Annotated in this window: 20 protein-coding genes, 2 tRNA genes and 3 pseudogenes; 12 read left to right on the forward strand and 13 right to left on the reverse strand. The window is 65.1% G+C overall.

The genetic code is table 11. The features are described from left to right. Positions 1-145: 145 nt before the first annotated feature. Positions 146-1,891: pseudogene (locus tag I6F37_RS04360) on the reverse strand (ATP-binding protein); the annotation flags it as partial. Between the two features lie 453 nt (positions 1,892-2,344). On the opposite strand from I6F37_RS04360, the pseudogene I6F37_RS04365 reads away from it, so the two are divergent. After that, positions 2,345-2,473, forward strand: a pseudogene (locus I6F37_RS04365) (ABC transporter substrate-binding protein); the annotation flags it as partial. A gap of 11 nt (positions 2,474-2,484) precedes the next feature. On the opposite strand, the pseudogene I6F37_RS04370 reads toward I6F37_RS04365, so the two are convergent. Further along, positions 2,485-2,745 (reverse strand): annotated as a pseudogene (locus I6F37_RS04370) (hypothetical protein). Positions 2,746-2,772: 27 nt separating this feature from the next. Further along, positions 2,773-2,958, reverse strand: a complete 186-nt coding sequence (locus tag I6F37_RS04375; protein ID WP_036010865.1) for a hypothetical protein — start codon at positions 2,956-2,958, stop codon at positions 2,773-2,775. Between the two features lie 211 nt (positions 2,959-3,169). Here I6F37_RS04375 and I6F37_RS04380 point away from each other — a divergent pair, with 211 nt between their 5' ends. Next, positions 3,170-3,544: a YciI family protein gene (locus I6F37_RS04380; RefSeq protein ID WP_036010863.1), complete on the forward strand. Its 375-nt coding sequence runs from the start codon at positions 3,170-3,172 to the stop codon at positions 3,542-3,544. On the opposite strand, the gene I6F37_RS04385 is transcribed toward I6F37_RS04380, so the two are convergent. Beyond that, positions 3,511-4,104: a TMEM175 family protein gene (locus I6F37_RS04385; protein ID WP_036010860.1), complete on the reverse strand. Its 594-nt coding sequence runs from the start codon at positions 4,102-4,104 to the stop codon at positions 3,511-3,513. The two genes, I6F37_RS04380 and I6F37_RS04385, sit on opposite strands and share 34 nt — an antisense overlap. Positions 4,105-4,226: 122 nt before the next feature. Here I6F37_RS04385 and I6F37_RS04390 point away from each other — a divergent pair, with 122 nt between their 5' ends. The 3 genes from I6F37_RS04390 (at position 4,227) to I6F37_RS04400 (ending at position 8,448) form a co-directional block, all read left to right on the forward strand. Further along, complete coding sequence (locus tag I6F37_RS04390; protein WP_036010858.1) at positions 4,227-6,284, forward strand: ATP-dependent helicase; 2,058 nt, start codon at positions 4,227-4,229, stop codon at positions 6,282-6,284. A gap of 56 nt (positions 6,285-6,340) precedes the next feature. Then, the gene (locus tag I6F37_RS04395; RefSeq protein WP_225124868.1) at positions 6,341-7,321 is read left to right on the forward strand and encodes an NADPH:quinone oxidoreductase family protein; all 981 of its coding nucleotides are present in this window, start codon (positions 6,341-6,343) and stop codon (positions 7,319-7,321) included. A gap of 95 nt (positions 7,322-7,416) precedes the next feature. Further along, the gene (locus tag I6F37_RS04400; protein WP_036010854.1) at positions 7,417-8,448 is read left to right on the forward strand and encodes an LLM class flavin-dependent oxidoreductase; all 1,032 of its coding nucleotides are present in this window, start codon (positions 7,417-7,419) and stop codon (positions 8,446-8,448) included. A 126-nt stretch (positions 8,449-8,574) separates the two neighbouring features. Here I6F37_RS04400 and I6F37_RS04405 read toward each other — a convergent pair. Beyond that, positions 8,575-8,660 (reverse strand) — tRNA-Tyr (locus tag I6F37_RS04405). 207 nt (positions 8,661-8,867) lie between these two features. Between I6F37_RS04405 and rlmB the strand changes: the two genes are divergently transcribed. After that, complete coding sequence (gene rlmB, locus I6F37_RS04410) at positions 8,868-9,698, forward strand: 23S rRNA (guanosine(2251)-2'-O)-methyltransferase RlmB (protein ID WP_036010853.1); 831 nt, start codon at positions 8,868-8,870, stop codon at positions 9,696-9,698. A gap of 262 nt (positions 9,699-9,960) precedes the next feature. Here rlmB and I6F37_RS04415 read toward each other — a convergent pair whose 3' ends face one another. Together I6F37_RS04415 and I6F37_RS04420 are read right to left on the reverse strand one after the other, a co-directional pair. After that, the gene (locus I6F37_RS04415; RefSeq protein ID WP_109143326.1) at positions 9,961-10,467 is read right to left on the reverse strand and encodes a hypothetical protein; all 507 of its coding nucleotides are present in this window, start codon (positions 10,465-10,467) and stop codon (positions 9,961-9,963) included. A gap of 41 nt (positions 10,468-10,508) precedes the next feature. Next, positions 10,509-10,991 (reverse strand): hypothetical protein, encoded by a 483-nt coding sequence (locus tag I6F37_RS04420; protein ID WP_036010846.1) that lies wholly within the window; start codon positions 10,989-10,991, stop codon positions 10,509-10,511. A gap of 283 nt (positions 10,992-11,274) precedes the next feature. Between I6F37_RS04420 and I6F37_RS04425 the strand changes: the two genes are divergently transcribed. Together I6F37_RS04425 and I6F37_RS04430 are read left to right on the forward strand one after the other, a co-directional pair. Continuing rightward, positions 11,275-11,769 (forward strand): hypothetical protein, encoded by a 495-nt coding sequence (locus I6F37_RS04425; protein ID WP_057029593.1) that lies wholly within the window; start codon positions 11,275-11,277, stop codon positions 11,767-11,769. Between the two features lie 171 nt (positions 11,770-11,940). After that, a tRNA-Thr gene (locus I6F37_RS04430) sits at positions 11,941-12,015 on the forward strand. Here the strand turns inward: I6F37_RS04430 and I6F37_RS04435 are convergent. Continuing rightward, positions 12,003-12,722, reverse strand: a complete 720-nt coding sequence (locus tag I6F37_RS04435; RefSeq protein WP_036010559.1) for a class I SAM-dependent methyltransferase — start codon at positions 12,720-12,722, stop codon at positions 12,003-12,005. The genes I6F37_RS04430 and I6F37_RS04435 overlap by 13 nt on opposite strands. Before the next feature lie 235 nt (positions 12,723-12,957). Between I6F37_RS04435 and I6F37_RS04440 the strand changes: the two genes are divergently transcribed. Then, a complete protein-coding gene (locus I6F37_RS04440) occupies positions 12,958-13,161 on the forward strand; it encodes a hypothetical protein (protein ID WP_050991987.1) in 204 nt (67 codons plus the stop codon). Positions 13,162-13,184: 23 nt separating this feature from the next. Here the strand turns inward: I6F37_RS04440 and I6F37_RS04445 are convergent, their stop codons facing one another. Further along, complete coding sequence (locus tag I6F37_RS04445) at positions 13,185-13,349, reverse strand: hypothetical protein (RefSeq protein WP_167361680.1); 165 nt, start codon at positions 13,347-13,349, stop codon at positions 13,185-13,187. 99 nt (positions 13,350-13,448) lie between these two features. Here I6F37_RS04445 and I6F37_RS04450 point away from each other — a divergent pair, with 99 nt between their 5' ends. Then, entirely contained in the window at positions 13,449-13,817 is a 369-nt protein-coding gene (locus I6F37_RS04450; protein ID WP_036010583.1) for a hypothetical protein, read from the forward strand. Positions 13,818-14,129: 312 nt separating this feature from the next. Further along, positions 14,130-14,384 carry a hypothetical protein gene (locus I6F37_RS04455; RefSeq protein WP_036010552.1) on the forward strand — a complete coding sequence of 85 codons (255 nt, stop codon included), beginning with the start codon at positions 14,130-14,132 and terminating at the stop codon, positions 14,382-14,384. Between the two features lie 27 nt (positions 14,385-14,411). On the opposite strand, the gene I6F37_RS45750 is transcribed toward I6F37_RS04455, so the two are convergent. The 4 genes from I6F37_RS45750 to I6F37_RS04475 form a co-directional block, all read right to left on the reverse strand. Next, on the reverse strand, positions 14,412-14,654 hold the full coding sequence (locus I6F37_RS45750) for a DUF6719 family protein (protein WP_036010549.1): 243 nt from the start codon (positions 14,652-14,654) through the stop codon (positions 14,412-14,414). A 283-nt stretch (positions 14,655-14,937) separates the two neighbouring features. Beyond that, the gene (locus tag I6F37_RS04465) at positions 14,938-15,642 is read right to left on the reverse strand and encodes an outer membrane protein (protein WP_036010580.1); all 705 of its coding nucleotides are present in this window, start codon (positions 15,640-15,642) and stop codon (positions 14,938-14,940) included. A gap of 261 nt (positions 15,643-15,903) precedes the next feature. Then, the gene (locus I6F37_RS04470) at positions 15,904-16,299 is read right to left on the reverse strand and encodes a hypothetical protein (protein WP_036010577.1); all 396 of its coding nucleotides are present in this window, start codon (positions 16,297-16,299) and stop codon (positions 15,904-15,906) included. 230 nt (positions 16,300-16,529) lie between these two features. After that, positions 16,530-16,937 (reverse strand): hypothetical protein, encoded by a 408-nt coding sequence (locus tag I6F37_RS04475; RefSeq protein WP_225150435.1) that lies wholly within the window; start codon positions 16,935-16,937, stop codon positions 16,530-16,532. A 248-nt stretch (positions 16,938-17,185) separates the two neighbouring features. Here I6F37_RS04475 and I6F37_RS04480 point away from each other — a divergent pair, with 248 nt between their 5' ends. Next, positions 17,186-17,728: a lipopolysaccharide assembly protein LapB gene (locus I6F37_RS04480; RefSeq protein WP_036010542.1), complete on the forward strand. Its 543-nt coding sequence runs from the start codon at positions 17,186-17,188 to the stop codon at positions 17,726-17,728. Positions 17,729-17,733: the final 5 nt, after the last annotated feature.

The raw sequence follows: 17,733 nt of genomic DNA on the forward strand, positions 1-17,733 counted from the left end.
TCTCAAGCGCTGTCACCTCGCTGGGATCGCCCGCTAAGCTTCGAGTAGGGCTTGGCATCGGGGCGCTCTCAGCCCTGGACCAGCGAGCAAGAAATCGGGCGCGACGGGGCTTCCCCGCCGCGCCTTTTTCGTCTGTCGCCGCGGCTCAGGCGGGCGGCTCGCCGGCAAGCACCTCGCGAATCTTCTGCGACAGCTCCGCCTTGCGGTATGGCTTGAACAGCAGCGCCACGCCGGGATCGAGATGTCCGTCGTGGACGATGGTGTTGTCGGTATAGCCGGAGGTGTAGAGCACCCTCACGCCCGGCCGGCGGAGCCTGACGGCTTCGGCCAATTCATGCCCGTTCATGCCGCCGGGCATGATGATGTCCGTGAACAGCAGATCGAATCGGGCACCTTGGTCGACCAGCGCCAGCGCGGACGCGCCGTCGCTCGCAGCGAGCGTGCGGTAGCCGAGGCCGCCGAGTTGCGCGATGACATAGCCCTGGACCAGCGGATCGTCCTCCACCACGAGTATCGTCTCCCGCCCGCGCGCCGTGGCGGGCGCTTGAACCGGCGCCGTCCTGGCCACCGCCTCGCCCTTTGCCCGCGGCAGGAACAGCCGCATCACGGTGCCGCGCCCCTCCTCGCTTTCGATCGCAACAGTGCCGCCGCTCTGGCGGGCAAAGCCGTAGACCATGCTCAGCCCCAGACCGGTGCCGCGGCCGACCCCCTTGGTGGTGAAGAACGGCTCGAAAACACGCTCGCGGATATCGGCCGGAATGCCGTGACCGGTGTCGCCGACTGCAACCATCACGAAGGCGCCGCGCACGCCCTCACCAGCGGTCCCCGTGCCGTCGAGCTCGCGGTTCGCGGTTTCGAGGGTGAGCTTGCCGCCGCCCGGCATCGCGTCGCGCGCATTGACGGCGAGGTTGACGATCGCGGAGGACAGCTGCGACGGATCCACCATCGCGGACCAGGCCTCGTCGGCGAGCCGCGTCTCGATCTCGATTTGCTCGCCGAGCATCGGCCTCAGCAGCTTCGCGGTCTCGACCACGAGCGCGTTGACGTCGATCTCGCGCGGCTCCAGCGGCTGGCGGCGCGCGAAGGTCAGGAGTTGCGAGGTGATCTCCGCTCCGCGCGCGGCCGCATCATCGATCAATTGCGCGATCGCGGCCAGCTCGGGCTTGTCCGCAAGCCCCTCCTGGATGATCTCGATCGTGCCGGTGATAACCGTGAGCACGTTGTTGAAATCGTGCGCCACGCCGCCGGTGAGCTGGCCGATCGCGTCCATCTTCTGGGACTGACGCAGCCGCTCCTCGATCTCGTGCTGCGCGGTGAGGTCGGTCGCGGAGCCGCGGTAGCCGAGGAAGCGTCCATCGTCGTCGAAAACCGGCTTGCCGTTGACGCTGAAATGATGCATCCGCCCGCGCGTGTCGCGTCCGCGATACTCGAATTTGCGGAACGGCTCGTGACGGTCCAGCGTCGCCAGATGCGCGCGCCATTTTTCAGACTCGGTATCCCGATCGAGCGCAGTATCGATGCGACGCGTGCCGATCCGCACTTTGGGATCCATGCCGAAGGCAATCACCCGGTCAGAGAGGTAGGTGAAGCAGTGGTCCGGCCCGGTTTCCCAGAACCAGTCGGACGCGGTCTCGGCATAGTCGCGGAAACGCTCTTCGCTCGCCCGCGCCTCCGCTTCGGCGCGCCGGCGGATGGTTAAATCGCGCTCGAGATTGGCATTGGCCTCGCGCAGCTCGCCATAGGCCTGCTGGAGGTTCGCGCACATCGCGTTGAAAGCCTCGATCACCTTGTCCAGCTCGTCGGCATCGGAGGGCGGCCGGCGCTCCAGGCGTAACGGCGGTGGGGGCCGGGTCAGGCTGTATTTGCTGACGTACTCGGCGATGGCCGCAAGCGTCTCGATGTCGGTCAGACCAGGCTTCGCCGCCGTCGGCGCGATGGCGTGGCTGCGCTTGGCGTCCTCGTCAGCTGCGTTGGCCATGCACCATGTTCCCGAAATGGCGGCTCGCTGCTGCGGTCGAGCGGTTGCAGTCTCGAGCAATCCATGGGCTGAGACGCGCCCGTCTCGTCACCCGATGCAAGCGACGTCCCGTCGGCCCGCGAGCTCGAAGTCGGCAAGTCACGTCTTCCGCCCCCGCAGCGGCACTGCTGGGCAAATTATCACTGCTCGTGCTAAAATGTCATCGGTGAAAGTCCGGTATGGCTCGCGGGACGAGCGCGCAATGATCGTTGCGACCGGGTGTGCAGGCGCCAACTTTGGCGGCTAGCCGTCGCCTGCCTGTCGCTGCTCGCCACTGACCCTGCGTTGGCGCAGGACACGATCCGGCTGGCGCGCATCGCCTGCAACCACTACCTGCATGAACGTCATCGCGATCTGGTGCCTGAGGTCGGCAAGGTCATCGCCCAGATGCAGGCGAGCGGCGAGCTGGCCTCGCTGCGCGAGGCGCTGGTCAAGCAGGTCTTGAGCGGGCAATGACGAATGCTGCGTCAGCCAGCGCGAAGCCGCTCGCGCAGCGCGACGGCGGCGATCAGCATGCCGACGCACCAGGCCACGACCGCGCGGTGCGGCTCCTCGCCGAGCAGCACCGTGACCAGAGCATGATCCGGAAAGTGTGTAGCGGTTTTCCGAAAAGATCATGCTCAAACATAACCTCTGGTCAGAAGGCACGGGACGATGGCCTTGGAGGTCCGGATCATCAGCGCGAGCAGGAACGGCATCGCCGCGATCGATATCTGCGGAACGTCCATTTCGAACGCCCGCCTCGCCGCAAGGCTTCAGAAGCCGAAGAAGTTGAACGCGCGCCGCAGTTTGCCGCGCCGGCTCTCGACGATCCGCTCACCGCCGTTCTCAGCCGAGCTGCCGTAATAGCGGTGATGGCCGGCCTGGTCGTGCAGATCGGCCGGCTCCGACTGCCCTGCCCGCCGCGCGTCGCAGATGATCTTGATGGTATGACCCGACATTGCCGCCTCCAGCAAAGAACTTGTTGTTTATGGTCCATCAGTCGCGACCAGTTCCGGCGGCGTTCACATGGGCGAGGACGCAATCGGGTTTCAGGACGGTTTCGCCGCTTGCGGGCCACGCAATATTTTGCTTCGGAAGTGTCGGCACGGGCCGCCGTGCCACGTCCTCAGGACTTGCGCAGAAACAAAAGCAGAAAAGAACGAGGTGACGATGCTGTACGCCATCCTGGCCTATCACGTGGAAGACGAGGTCCTGTCCTGGACGGCGGAGCAGGACGCCGCGGTCGTCGCCAAGGTCATCGAGGTTCAGGCGCCGCTGCGGGCCAGCGGGCAGTTTGGTCCGGCGGCCCGGCTGGATGAGACCCGCAAGGCCCGGACCTTGCGCGGCCCCGGCGCGGGAATGGTGCTGGACGGGCCGTTTGCCGAGACCAAGGAGCAGCTTCTCGGCTTCCACTTGATGCAATGCGCCACCGAGGAGGAGGCGATCGAAGCGGCGCGGAAGCTGCGCGCGGTCAATCCGACGGCGGTGTACGAGATCCGCCCGGTCAAGCTTTACGTGCCGGCCGATGGGTTCGGCGCGACATAGAAGCGCTGGATCAGTAGGCCGCCAAAGGCAAAACACCAGATGTAGGGCGCGATATGCGGCGCAAACGCCGCAACGATGGTGCCCGGGATGAACACGGCGACCGGAAACAGCGAAGCCATGATCTCGCGGCCCCAGCCGCGCAGGATGGTCCACCACAGCAAGGCATTGAGGCCGCCGATCGTGGTCAGGTGCAGGCCGTAGAGCACCGCCACCGCGCTGCTCATGGCGTAGTTGGTGTAGAGCCCATTGGTGACCGGCAGCAGCACGATCGAGAGCAGGAAGAAAAGGTTGAGGACCACCATGCCGCGGCTGCCGACGGGCTGACGTGCCAGCCGGCGGTGATGGCTGATCCAGAACACCCCGGCGATGATGAAGCTGAGCGCGAAGCCGGCAAGCTTGCCGGAATACACCCGCGCGAGATCGTTCCAGTCGGGTGCGCCACTGAACACTGCCGCCTTCGGCAGGTCGTAGGCCAGCAGCGTCATGGCGACGCCGAAAATGGTGTTGCTGAGCGACTCCAGCCGCCGCATCTCGAATTGTTCGGGCTTGAGCTCGGTCATCTCGCCATGGGGTGCTGGAACCAAAGGGCCGTCATCCCCCTAAATCCTAATTCCAGTTCCGTCCAGCCGCATTGCGATTCGCGCCGGGATCGCCGAGTCTCATCCTTTCACCGGGGCGATTCGTGGCGACATATCTGGACACGCTCAATGCGGAGCAGCGCCGCGCCGTCGAGCATGGCGTGGCCGACGGCGCAACCGTGGGCGGCCCCCTGCTCGTCATCGCCGGTGCCGGCTCCGGCAAGACCAACACGCTCGCCCACCGCGTCGCGCATCTGATCGTCGCAGGCGCCGATCCCCGCCGCATCCTGCTGATGACGTTCTCCCGCCGCGCCGCGGCGGAAATGGCCGGAAGGGTCGAGCGCATCGCGCGCAAGGTGCTGGGCGAGAACAACGCCGCAATCATGCGCGATGCGCTGACCTGGGCCGGCACCTTCCACGGCATCGGCGCGCGGCTCCTGCGCGAATATGCCGAGCGGATCGGCGTCGATCCCGCCTTCACCATCCATGACCGCGAGGATTCTGCCGACCTGATGAACCTGGTCCGGCACGAGCGCGGCCTGTCGAAGACCGAGAGCCGCTTTCCGGCCAAGGGCACCTGCCTGTCGATCTATTCCCGCTGCGTCAATGCCGAGATGGAGATCGAGAAGGTGCTCGCCCAGCATTTTCCCTGGTGCGCGGGCTGGGCCGCCGAGCTGAAGGGTCTGTTCGCCGCCTATGTCGAGGCCAAGCAGGCCCAGCACGTGCTCGATTACGACGATCTGCTGCTGTATTGGTCGCAGATGATGGGCGATGCGCTGATCGCTCAGGAGATCGGCGGCCGCTTCGACCACGTGCTGGTCGACGAATATCAGGACACCAACCGTCTGCAATCCTCGATCCTCTTGGCGCTCAAGCCCGACGGCCGCGGCCTCACCGTGGTCGGCGACGACGCGCAGTCGATCTATTCGTTTCGCGCCGCCACCGTGCGCAACATCCTGGACTTTCCGCAGAGCTTCTCGCCGCGCGCGGAGATGATCACGCTCGACCGCAATTACCGCTCGACGCAGGCGGTGCTGTCGGCGGCGAACGGCGTGATCGGCCTCGCCCGCGAGCGCTTCACCAAGAACCTCTGGACCGACCGCACCTCAGGTCAGAAGCCGCAGCTCGTCACCGTGCACGACGAGGCCGACCAGGCGCGCTACATCGTCGAGGCGGTGCTGGCGAACCGCGAGCAAGGCGCGCTGCTCAAGCACCAGGCGGTGCTGTTCCGCACCTCCTCGCATTCGGGTCCGCTGGAGATCGAGCTGACCCGCCGCAACATCCCCTTCGTCAAGTTCGGCGGCCTGAAATTCCTGGATGCCGCGCATGTCAAGGACGTGCTGGCCGTGTTGCGCTTCGCCGAGAATCCGCGCGACCGCGTCGCCGGCTTTCGCATCCTGCACCTGCTGCCGGGTATCGGGCCTGCGACCGCACAGCGCGTGCTGGACCAGATGGCGGAGAGCACCGACCCGCTTGCCGCGCTCGGCCGGCTGCCGGGGCCGGCGCGCACCGGCGAGGACTGGACCTGTTTCGTCCGCACGGTCGAAAACCTGCGCTATTCGGAATGGCCCGTCGATCTCGAACGGGTGCGGCTCTGGTACGAGCCGCATCTCGATCGCATGCACGAGGATGCCGAGACGCGCCGCGCCGATCTGATGCAGCTCGAGCAGATCGCGAGCGGCTATGCCTCTCGCGAGAAATTCCTGACCGAGCTCACGCTCGATCCGCCGGATGCGACCAGCGACAAATCAGGGCCACCCCTGCGCGACGAGGATTACCTGATCCTCTCCACCATCCACTCCGCCAAGGGCCAGGAGTGGAAATCGGTGTTCGTGCTCAACGTCGTCAACGGCTGCATGCCGTCCGATCTCGGCGCCGGCACCAGCGCCGAGATCGAGGAGGAGCGCCGCCTGCTCTATGTCGCGATGACGCGCGCCAAGGACGATCTGCATCTCGTCGTGCCGCAGCGCTTCTTCGTGCACGGTCAGGCCGCCAGGGGCGACCGCCACGTCTACGCCTCGCGCACCCGGTTCATCCCGGAGCAATTGGTCTACCTGTTCGAGCGCACCGCCTGGCCGAAGGCAGCAAGCGGTGCCGCGCGCACCGCGGCGCAGGGGCCGAAGATCGACATCGGGGCGCGGATGCGGGGGATGTGGCGGTAGACACAAGAGGCTAGTGTCGAGACCTGTCAGGATAACTGGAACAACAGAGGTCCGACATGAAAGCCGTTGTCGTCGAGCAATACGCCCCCATCGATCAGATCGAGCTGAAGGACGTACCGCCGCCGTCCATGGAGGCGGGACAGCTGCGCATCCGGGTGGAAGCTGCCGGGATTGGCTTCGTCGACGGGCTGAAGATCGAGGGACGCTACCAGACCAAGGACCCCCTGCCCTTCATTCCCGGGACGGAGTTCGCGGGGGTGGTGACGGACGCGCCCGGCGCACCGGGGGGTTACCAACCCGGCATGCGCGTGATGGGCATGACGCGATCGGGCGCACTGGCCGAAGAGATCGTCGTTAGGCCTGAAGCGGTCCATCCCCTGCCGGATGGCGTCGCAGCCGAGGTCGCCGCCTCGTTTCGCGCCAATTACCTGACGGCCCTATATGCGCTGGGCGCGCGCGCTTCGCTGGCCGCAGGCGAGCAGCTTCTCGTGCTGGGTGCCGCCGGCGGCACTGGGATTGCGGCCGTCCAGATTGGAAAGCTGCTCGGCGCTCGCGTCATCGCGGCTGCATCAACACCAGAGAAGCGCGAGTTTGCGCAGGCGCATGGCGCCGATGCGGTGATCGACTATACGCAGGCGGGCTGGCGCGACACGCTCACGGAGTTGACGGCAGGACGTGGCGCGGACGTGATCTTCGATCCCGTTGGCGGCGAAATCTCGGTGCAGGCATTTCGATCCATCGCCTGGCGCGGACGCCATCTCGTGGTCGGCTTTGCCGCCGGCGCCATTCCCGCGCTGCCGTTCAATCTGCCGCTTCTGAAAGGCGGCGCCTTACTCGGTGTCGATCTTGCGCAGATTCCAACGCGCGAGCCCGATGTGCAGAAGCGCCTGATGTCACAATTGACGGACTGGCTTGCCGATGACCAGTTGAAGCCCGTGGTCGGCCAAGTCTTCGCCTTCGAGGATTTCCGCGCGGCATTCAAGACGATGCAGACGCGCGCTGCGCTCGGCAAGATGGTGGTGCGCATCGGGCGATAAGATCCACAAACGGAAACCGAGCATTTCCGCACGTGCGCTTGTGACCGGGCTGCGGTCCCTTAGATGTGGCCGATCCTCCCACAGAGACTTGATCGATGACCCCACCGCTCGAATTCGGATTGGATACCTTTGGCGACGTCACAAGAGATGCGTCCGGCGACATGATTCCGCATGCGCAGGTGATCCGCAACGTCGTCGACGAAGCGGTGCTGTCGGACGAGCTCGGTCTCGATTTCATCGGTCTCGGCGAGCATCACCGCGCCGATTTCGCGATCTCCTCGCCTGAAACCGTGCTCGCTGCGATCGCATCGCGCACCCGGCGCATCCATCTTGGCTCGGCCGTGACGGTGCTGTCCTCGGACGATCCCATCCGCGTGTTCCAGCGCTTTGCCACGCTGGATGCGGTCTCGAACGGACGCGCCGAGGTTATCCTCGGCCGCGGCTCGTTCACCGAATCCTTCCCGCTGTTCGGCTTCGACCTGCGCAAATATGAAGAGCTGTTCGAGGAGAAGCTCGATCTGTTCGCTGCGCTCTTGTCGCAGCAGCCGGTCACCTGGCAAGGCAAGCTGCGTCCGCCGCTGAAAGATCAGCTGGTCTATCCGCCGGTCGAGAACGGCAAGCTGAAAACCTGGATCGGCGTCGGCGGCAGTCCGCAATCGGTGGTGCGCGCCGCGCATTACGATCTGCCCTTGATGCTGGCGATCATCGGCGGCGATCCAGCGCGCTTTGCGCCCTATGTCGAGCTCTATCATCGGGCCTTCAGGGAGTTCGGTCGCCCGGCCCAGCCGATCGGCGTGCATTCGCCGGGCTACGTCGCCGAGACCGACGCGCAGGCGCGCGAGGAGCTCTGGCCCGACTACAAGGCGATGCGCGACCGCATCGGCAAGGAGCGCGGCTGGCCCCCGATGGGACGCGACGAGTTCGTCCATGAGGCCGAGCACGGCTCGCTCTATGTCGGCGCGCCGGAAACGGTGGCGCGCAAGATCGCGAAGACCGCGAAGGCGCTGGGGCTTTCGCGGTTTCAGTTGAAGTATTCGGCGGGGCCATTGCCGCACGAGAAGCTGATGCGGAGCATCGAGCTCTACGGGCGGAAGGTGGTGCCGATGGTGCGGGAGATGATGGGGTAGCGGGCTTGAGAAACAGTCCCAGTCCGCCTACGCCCTGCGGGCTACGGCGCGACAGCCTTCGCTCACTTCGCGCCACGAGCACTTATGCTGGCTTGCCTAGCCGTAGCTCTCGAAGCGAGCGAAGGCTGGTGGGGGAGGCAGGACTCGAACCTGCGAAGCCATGAGGCGGCTGATTTACAGTCAGCTCCCTTTGCCACTCGGGACACTCCCCCGCTCGACGGCAGCACAATCGGGCCGGACCTTGCCGGCGGACCGAAGACGGCCATGGAACGTGAAGGCCGCGGCAACCCGTATCGGGGCGCGACCGGGCGCGTTTATGGGCGAAGCGGTGGGGCAAAGTCAACCGAGGCAAGCAGCTAAAATCGTCCTCGAAGCCACTCAAATTGCCATATTGGGGTCCCCGTGACACAAGCGAGCCCATGAAGGACAAAAAATTCGCCCCGAGGGGCCCCCGCAGGGGGGCTAAGCCCTTCAACAAACCAGGGAAATCGACCGGCCGGCCGGCTTGGCGCGAACGCGATTCGCACCCCGACGGGCCCGTCATTCTCTATGGCTGGCACACCGTCACCATGGCCCTCGCCAACCCGCAGCGGCGGATCCGCAAGCTGACGCTAACCGAGAACGCCGCGCGGCGGCTGGCGGACGAAAACATCGCGACCCGCATCGCGCCCGAGATCGTCCGTCCCCAGGAGATCGACCGCCTGCTCTCGCCCGACGCCGTGCATCAGGGCCTGCTCGCCGAGGCCGATCCCCTGCCCTCGCCGGACATCGAGACGCTCAAGCAGGAAGGCATGGTGCTGGTGCTGGACCAGATCACCGATCCGCACAATGTCGGCGCCATTCTGCGCTCTGCAGCGGCCTTCGCGGTGAAGGCGATCGTGACCACCGCGCGTCACAGCCCCGAGGCGACGGGCGTGCTCGCCAAGGCCGCCTCCGGCGCGCTGGAGCTTGTGCCTGTCGTCACGGTGCAAAATCTCGCCCGCGCCTTAACGGCGTTGAACGAGCGCGGCTTCCAGACCGTCGGTCTCGACAGCGAAGGTACCGAGGACCTCTCGAACGTCACACTGCGCGAGCCGCTCGCGCTGGTGCTCGGCGCCGAAGGCAAAGGCTTGCGGCAATTGACGCGCGAGACCTGCAGCGTCGTGGCGCGGCTCGACATGCCCGGCGAGATCAAGAGCCTCAACGTCTCGAATGCGGCCGTACTCTCGCTCTATGTCGGCGCGAGCCGGCTGGGGCTGATGAAGCGCTAGCGCTTTAGGCGCCGCGCATATCCGGACGATGCTAGACTACGCCTGTTTTGCCCGACGGATCAATCGAAGTCTCTGTTTTTCCGAAATTTGGGGTTCGAACAATGAGCTAATGAGCGATGCTCGCTCATCTCGGGCACATTGCGCTTCAAGCCCTTGATTTCACTGTTCCCGGCTACTGTGCATGGGGTTGTTTTGAAGAGAAAGCAAAACGCCCGTCCGCATCACGCGAACGGGCGCTTCGCAAATCTCAACCGATCAGAGATCAGTAATAGCGGCGCAGCACGCGGTGACCGCCATAATAGCGCGGTGCATGGCGGTGGGCGTAGCCGTAACGGTGAGCATGGCCGTAGTGAACGCGCGGCAGATAGCCGTAGCGCGGGCCGTAGCCGTAGCGATAGGGACGGAAGTACGGGCGGCGATAGGGATAAGCGGCCGGCGGCGCGACCGCAGCGGCACGATAGCCATAGCCATAGCCGTAATTGGCGGGCGCGACGACCGCGTCCTCGCGATAGGTCGGGTACGGCGCGAAGGCTCCCGGACCGGTATAGGTCGGACCCTGGTTGACGTAATAATACTGCGTGGTCGGCTCGGCGAGACGCTCATAGGCGCCGTAGCCGTAGCCATAACCATATCCGCCGCATCCGGTGTTGCAGCCGGCATAGACCGGCGCAACGGGCGCGCATGTGCTGAAGCCGCAGGCCGCGGCCGGCACGGTGGCGGCGAACATCACGGCAGTTGCCGCGACCAGTCCCGAAATCATTTGACGCATTACTCTCTCCTGTTGATTTCCGTTTTTGGTTTTCACGTTTCTCAACCCGGCGGCCTGCCGGGTATCTCTGTGCGCGGCCGCGGCCGCGGGGGCCGAGGACGGTCGTTGATCTCGGGCGCGTAGATCACCGGCGGCGGATCGACGGGCGGATCCATCTGCGCCGGCAGCGGCGCGGACGAGGCACCCCAGCTCTGGTGGTAGCTCTCGGCGGGCTTGGGCAATTTGCGGTTCGCCGGCGGCTCGACCTCGAGCCGGCCGTAGCCCGGCCGCAGGCCCAGCGTCGGATAATAATGGCCGACGTCGTCGGGCTGCCGCTCGGCGATATAGCGTCCGCCATAGATCGTGGGCTGCACCTGCTGGCCCTTGCCGAGACCCCAGGTGCCCTCGACGACGGCATAGGACGCATCGATGTTGTTGATAATGATCGGCACGCCGGGACGGCCGGGAACGACGATCTCGAAGCCGGCTGCAAACGCGGTTGCAGGCAGTCCGATCAGAAAGGCGGCGAGCGCCACGGCACGCATGAGGAGACCCCGGTTATCCGGACGCAACCTAACCGATCGCGACGCAGAGAGAGTTAAGGCCTGCTCACCAAATTCCGGTAAGCCTAACGTGCAAGGATTGCGCGCCGCTCAAATGCTGCACGGCGAGCTAGCGAAGCGTTAACGGCGCGGAACCGCGCGGCTGGAACAACGCATGCTGCTCACATCGGTTTGACGGCTCGCCTCCGAAAAATCCCAAGGTTGCATCGGAACGTCCTGCGCCGTCAGCGTTTAGCTCCTGTCCACAAAATGGGAGCGAACAACCATGACCATCAAGCTTCTCGGGGCCACGGCGATCGCAGCGACCATGCTGGCAGGCTCTGCCATGGCGCAGACCGTCGTCACCAATCAGGGCCGCTGCTCGGCGCAATTCCCGAACGCCAATTGCCAGACCTTCGGACCGGGACAGGCCACCACCGAGAGCGGCTACCGCCACCGCCGCGCGGCCTATCGCCAGACCAACCGCGACTGGAATAACGACTGGAACAGAAGCCCCACTGGCTTCTGGCCGACCGACGTTGCGGCGGGCGCTGTCGGGACGGCGGCCGGCGTCGCGGGCGCCGCGATCGGCACCGCCGGCGCGATTGCCACCGCCCCATTCCGAGGTTGGGACAATTCCTACGCCTATGACAATTCGTGGGACCGCGGCTGGGACAATCGTAGCTGGGACAGGCGCACCTATGCCCAGCGCAACGGCTTCGTCTGTACGCCCGGCACGTACTTCAAGGGCGCAGACGGCCGCCGGCAGCTCTGCCAGTAAGCCGGCTTGAGCCGAACGCGACACATCGGGCGGCCCGCGCGGCCGCCCGATTCACGTCCTGCGACGACGACCTCCCGGTTCTGGCACTTTCCGATCAAGTCTGGTATTGCGGCGCGCACGGGTAGACGGGGCCCGGCGCGAGCCGAGCTCTGCCCTGCCTCTTGAGGCATCGCCGGCTTAGCTCAGCGGTAGAGCAGCGGTTTTGTAAACCGAAGGTCGGGGGTTCAATCCCCTCAGCCGGCACCAGCTTCTGACGCGAAGCTATTCTCCGGCAGCTCATCCAGCCGCCAGAGCCCGAGGCTCTTGTCGCGCCAGCCGCCACCGCCCTCCTCGCAACGCTCGTCGATCAGTGCCTGAGGTGCCGGCCAGCCGAACGGCGCTTTCTCCATGTTGAGCGCGCGCCAGTCGCCATCCTCGCAATCGTGATTGTCGTCCCACTCCGGAAAGGTCGTGACGAGCAGGAAGCGCGCGCCGCTCATCCGAAATTGCGCGAGCGCGCGATAGATGTTCGCAAAGCTCAGATGCACCAGGCAATCCCGGCAGAGAATGACGTCGGCGTGCGGCAGCTCATCGCGCGTGATGTCAGCAACGAGAAACCGACCGGACGAACCGTCAGCTGCGACACGCCGGCGGTTTGCATCGATCAGCGACGGTACGATGTCGATGCCGGTGTAATCGACATCGAGCTTGAGGCGGCCGATCCAACCTGCATCGCCGCAGGGCGCATCGAGCAGCGAGCGCACGCCGAGCCGTAGCAGCAATGGAGGCAGCGCCTGCTGGATCGCGGCTGTGGCGACATCCTCGGAGCCGAGGCCGGACACCGAAGTGGTTGCGCCCCAGAGGTTGGTGCGCTCAATCCGCGCGAACCGTGCGGCGAGATCCAGCCCTGAGAAATTGTCACGGTCGGCAACGAAGCGTTCGTGCGCAAGCACGGGAGGACGACCGACGGTCATTGGGCGAGCCTTTTGCGGCACGCGCGCACTATACAACCCAGGCGAACTGTTCGAAACCGGCGCGATGACGGCCGTCGTCGCGACGGCCATGCTGTTCGTGCTCGCGCTCGGCTTGGTGCTGTCGCACTAGGCGCGATCCAAAGCCCCCCGTTTTCGCATCGAAAATCGCCGGCCCGGAACCGGCTCCCGCGTCAGCCGTTGTCAGCGCATGAGGGTCCGGGAAGAAAACCGAAACATGATTCTGCTGGCGACGGTGACGCTGTGCTGTAGCGCCGTGGCCGGGACGTTGGCGCTGTTCGAGCCGGCGCCGGGGCGGGCGCCCGATAAGCTGGTCGCCGATAGAGCCGTGATCGACCCCACTCCGCGCACGCCAGCTCAGATCCCGGTTCGGGTGGTCGGCGCGCCGTTCGAGCCCAACGTCAATCCGCGCGAGCGGTAGCGCTCACCTCGGCCAGGCCTTGCTCACCTCGGCGAGGCCTTGGCGCCCTCCTCGGGCCGGCCGTGGACACGCGCCAATTCCTCGACAAACGCGATCACCTCCGCCCGCTTGTCGGGCGGCAGCGTCAGGAACGCGCGGATGAGCCTCAGGCCCTCCGCCTCGTTCGGTCTTTCTTTCGATGCATCCATCTGCCCAGTGTCGGGCTACCGGGAAAAATATGCAACCCTTGCAAACAGCCTTGATTCGAAGCAGCCGCTTTGCTGGAATACGCGCGGCTGAGGTGGATCATGAAATGGATCAGGGAGCGCGACGCACTGATCGCGCAGACGCTGGCTTTCGTCCAATCGGTGACCGGCAGGAAGGATGATGTCCTTCAGCCGGAGGCGCCCGCATCTGGCCCGGCCGTCGCGATGGAGATCGTCACCGTGGAGGCGGTCACCGTCGAGATCGAACCGCCGCAAGCCCCCTTTCCGCCGCGGCCCGCGCCTCTGCCGACGCGGACGAGCGGCGAATTCCGTGCCGAGATGCAGGCCCGCATCGCCAATTTCCGCAAGCACCAGGAGCGCTTCGAGCGCGAACGTGAGGAATATTGTGCGGCGACCCTGACCAAATTGCGTGCAGCCATCCGCGACGCCTCAGGTCCGCCGGCCGAATAAGGCCCGGCCAGGGCCCTACAGCCAGGACCCTACAACCACGACCAGACCAGCCAGAGATTGGCCGCGCAGGCGCCGAACAGCGCCAGCGTGAGCGGCAGGAGCATGTGCCCGCAGGATGTGTTCAGGTCGCTGGTCATGGCCGAAAACATCCGCTGATTCCGGCCGAAGAGTCCCAGGGATTCTTTTTTCCGGGATTCAGGACTCGTTAAGGACTCAAGGGCCGTCCACGACGATCACGGGCGCGTGATCGGGCGGGCGGCCGGAACCCTCCCCCCGTAAGCTCGTTAACGGGCATTCCTGGAGTCGGGATGCATGCCCTACGCCCTCTTCTGCAATGACGCCCAAATCAGCAAGTCCTATCCGAGCGAGGCCGACGTCTGGAAGCTCGCCGAGCGGAGTGGTCTCGTCGTGGACGTGACGGCGGACGACGAGCGGCCGGGACCGCGCCGGGTGCTCGACAATGATTACAAGATCGAGCCGTGCCAGGCGGCTCAAGGCGAGGACCCCGCCAAGAACAAGGCGGAGGCCGATCGGCAGTCCAGAATGGAGCTCGAGCTGAATTCCTGAGCTCCGGCACGGAGCCGGAGCGAAAGCTCAGGGGGTGGCCGCCACAAGCGAGGCCTGCTCGCCCGGCATCGTTACGCAGGCCTTGCGGCGGTGCAGCCCGCGGATGGCGCCGGTGACCTTCATGACCTTGCCCGACGGACATGAAGCGTCCTTGACGAAGGCAACTTCGTACGGTGCCAACATCAGAGGCTCGGATCTGAGGATTGTCTGTGCAGAGCACGGCAGGCAGCCGAAGAACGAGAGCACCACTGCCGACACCAAGATACGCATGTCCGTCGTCCCACCTGCCCGGTAATTGTCATATAACGCGTTCCGGAGCGCGAGTTCCGTAAACCGCAAAAATTATTTTTGCTTTACGCCAGCCCCATGACGCGCGTGAGAAGGCGCGCCAGCATCGTTTGCAAGCAAATGACGCGCCAAATGGTTCACGGAATGCAAAGAAAGCAGGCGCCGGAGGCGGCAGGCCGGCAAACGAAAGGCCGGCGGAGCCGGCCTTTGTCAGGTCTTGGATCTTCAGGTCTTGGATCTTCAGATCTTGGGTCGGCGCTGACCGTCAGTACCGCGAGGCGGCCGGGCCGCCCCAGCCGAAGCGATAGTTCACCCCGGCCTTGACGGTATGCTCGTCCTCCCGGCCACGAACGCCGACGATGTCAGCCGGGCCGGAGGTAAAGGTCGTGCTGCCGAAATTGTAATATTGATACTCGGCCTTGGCCGACCAGTTCGGCGCGAACATGTATTCGAGGCCGGCGCCGACCGTATAGCCGTCCTTGTTGTTGCCGGTGGTGGTGAAGGCCTGCGGCACCCCGGCGATGTTCACGCCAAGGCCGTTATTCCGCCAGGCATAACCGCCCTTGGCGTAAAGCAGCGTCGGTCCCCAGGTGTAACCGATGCGACCGGTCACCGACCCGATCTGGTCGGTGTTGGATGTCACCTGCGTGCCCAGCGGGAAGATGGCGCCATTGTTGTTGGTCGGCAGCCAGGAATACTGGGCCTCGATACCCACCACCCAGTTGGGCGCGAACTGGTAGTCGAAGCCGCCCTGCACGCCGCCCAGGAAACGCGCGTCGCTCGACTGGAAGCTGTTGTCGCCGGCAAACGCGCCGCCGAGATGGCCACCGATATAGAAACCGGTCCAGTTATAGATCACCTGCGGCGGCGTGACCGGAGCCTTGGTATAGGCGCGCGGCTGCATGTCGGCCGCTGCGGCCGGCGCAACCAGCGCCAGCAGAGCTGCTGCACCCAGCAAGATCGACTTCATGATCATCCCCGTTCTTTCATTACGACACTCGGGAAACAACGTGGCGTGAATTGGGTTGCTTCGCGGCAATGCCGGAACGTTGATCGTTCGTGACTGTGACGGCGTGGCAACAACACGAATTTGTTCCGTCAATTCGGCTGCGCAAGGCCGCCGCCACGATTTGTCGCAAGACGAAACCACCCCGTTCAAAGCTCGCCGAAATGTGATCCAGCGGCTCCGGCTCCTTCTGTCTAACACCGGGCGATAAAGGCTGCCTTTGCGCTACCGCGTCATCTTTTCCAGTTCCGGAAACGGTGCGTAAACCGCACCGGCGCAGAGATCGCTGGTCTGGTCGACCACGCGGTCCGCCCGGCCGTTGACGAAGATCACGGCCCGCTCGCGCATGCCCTTGTAGCTCCCATCCGTCTCGCGCGGGGTGAAGTGCAGGCAGCTCACATAGAACTGCCGGCCGCCGACCTCGCGCTGCACCGGCTCGGCCATGGCGGCATTGCGCACGCCGACCGGATTGTTGAGGTAGGCCCGCATCAACGCCACCGTGTCGTTCCGGAAATTGTCGGGAAACGGCTGCGGCCCGCCGGCCTGGGTCCCGCCCATGAAAGTCGGACGGTCACTGTCGCTGCCGAAACATGCCGCAAGCGCCAGCGGCAACGCCAGGATCACCGCACATCTCGCCAATCGCCCCACAGGCCCCGCTCTCCGCTCGAACAGATCAGGAGACGTTCTAGCCCCAAGCCGGGATGAAGGGAATTCGCTTGCAGCGGCGCAAACAGCGCACCGGCCAGCCGCCGACATCTCGGGCTTCCGCCCGAGGCGTGGCAACGGGCCAGGCCTGACGTCCGCGCGCGGCGGCGGGCAATGCCAGGGATGCCGCCGCGCGCGATCAGTCGTCAGTTGCGCTTGTCAGACGTCGCGGGCTTGGTCACATCCGGCTGCGCCTTCTGCGACTCCTTGGCCGTGACCTGCTTGTCGTGATGGCGATGCTTGCTCACGCTCTTGTGCTGGTCGGTGGTGACCGCGGCATTGGCGTCCATTGCCTTCGACTTGCCATCCACCTTGGCGTCCGTCTTGACATCGGAAGCCTTCGCGTCCGTCGTCTTGGCGTCGGTCTTGGCGTCGGCCTTGGCGTCGGCCTTGACGCCGGCTTCCGGTTTTGCGGCAGTGGTCGCCGCCTTGGTCTGGCTCTGGTCGGCCTTGATCACCGGCGCGGCTGTGGTGGTCTTGCCGGCCTCGGCGGCGAACGCCGGGGCTGCGATCACGGAGGTTGCGAGCAAGGCTGCAGAAATGGTCTTCAACATGGTGGTCTCCTCTTGGAAGGATCATCAGGCGGCGCCCTCTCGCCCCCATCGATCGTGGGAAGGAACATAAGCGGGGTGCACTGAACCCAATCTGAAGCCCCTTGCAGGCTTCCGTTCATCTCGATGACACGTTTGTCATCCACGGCCGGGCGAATAGATCGTGCGACGCGGGAATGTTTTTGCCCGAGAGGTGTTCCGGTCTTCGGGCAATCGTGTAGGATCGCCACGTTCCATACCGGAGAACTTAGATGCGCAAACTCTCAATGCTCGTTGTGCCGGGACTCGTCGCCATGACACTGGCGGCCGCGCCGGTGCTGTCCAGCGCGTATGCCGCCGCCGGCGACGACCCTTCGTCGCCGCCGAAATCGGACACCTCGACCAAGAAGGGCAAGAAGAAGAGCTCTTCCGTCAGCGACCCCAAATTCCTCGCGGCCTACCGCACTGCCTACGCCGCGATCTACGACAAGCACGATTACAGGGGCGCGATCGACCAGCTGAAGTCGCTCAAGCGCAACGACGTCGCCGACGTCGCCAACCTAATCGGCTACTCCTATCGCAAGCTCGGCGACTACCAGTCGTCGAAGGCCTATTATGAGCTGGCGCTGAAGGACGATCCGAATCACGTCCGCACCTGGCAATATTACGGCCTCTGGCAGCTCGAGCAGGGCAACCGCGAGCAGGCGCAATACCACCTCGACAAGATCGCCTCGCTCGCCGGCACCGGCAGCTCGGAATATCGCTCGCTGGCCGAAGCGCTCGACAAGCCGACCGGCGCGACGCTCGTCTACTGAAGGCA

Source organism: Bradyrhizobium sp. NBAIM08, assembly GCF_020193935.1.
Taxonomy (GTDB): domain Bacteria; phylum Pseudomonadota; class Alphaproteobacteria; order Rhizobiales; family Xanthobacteraceae; genus Bradyrhizobium; species Bradyrhizobium yuanmingense.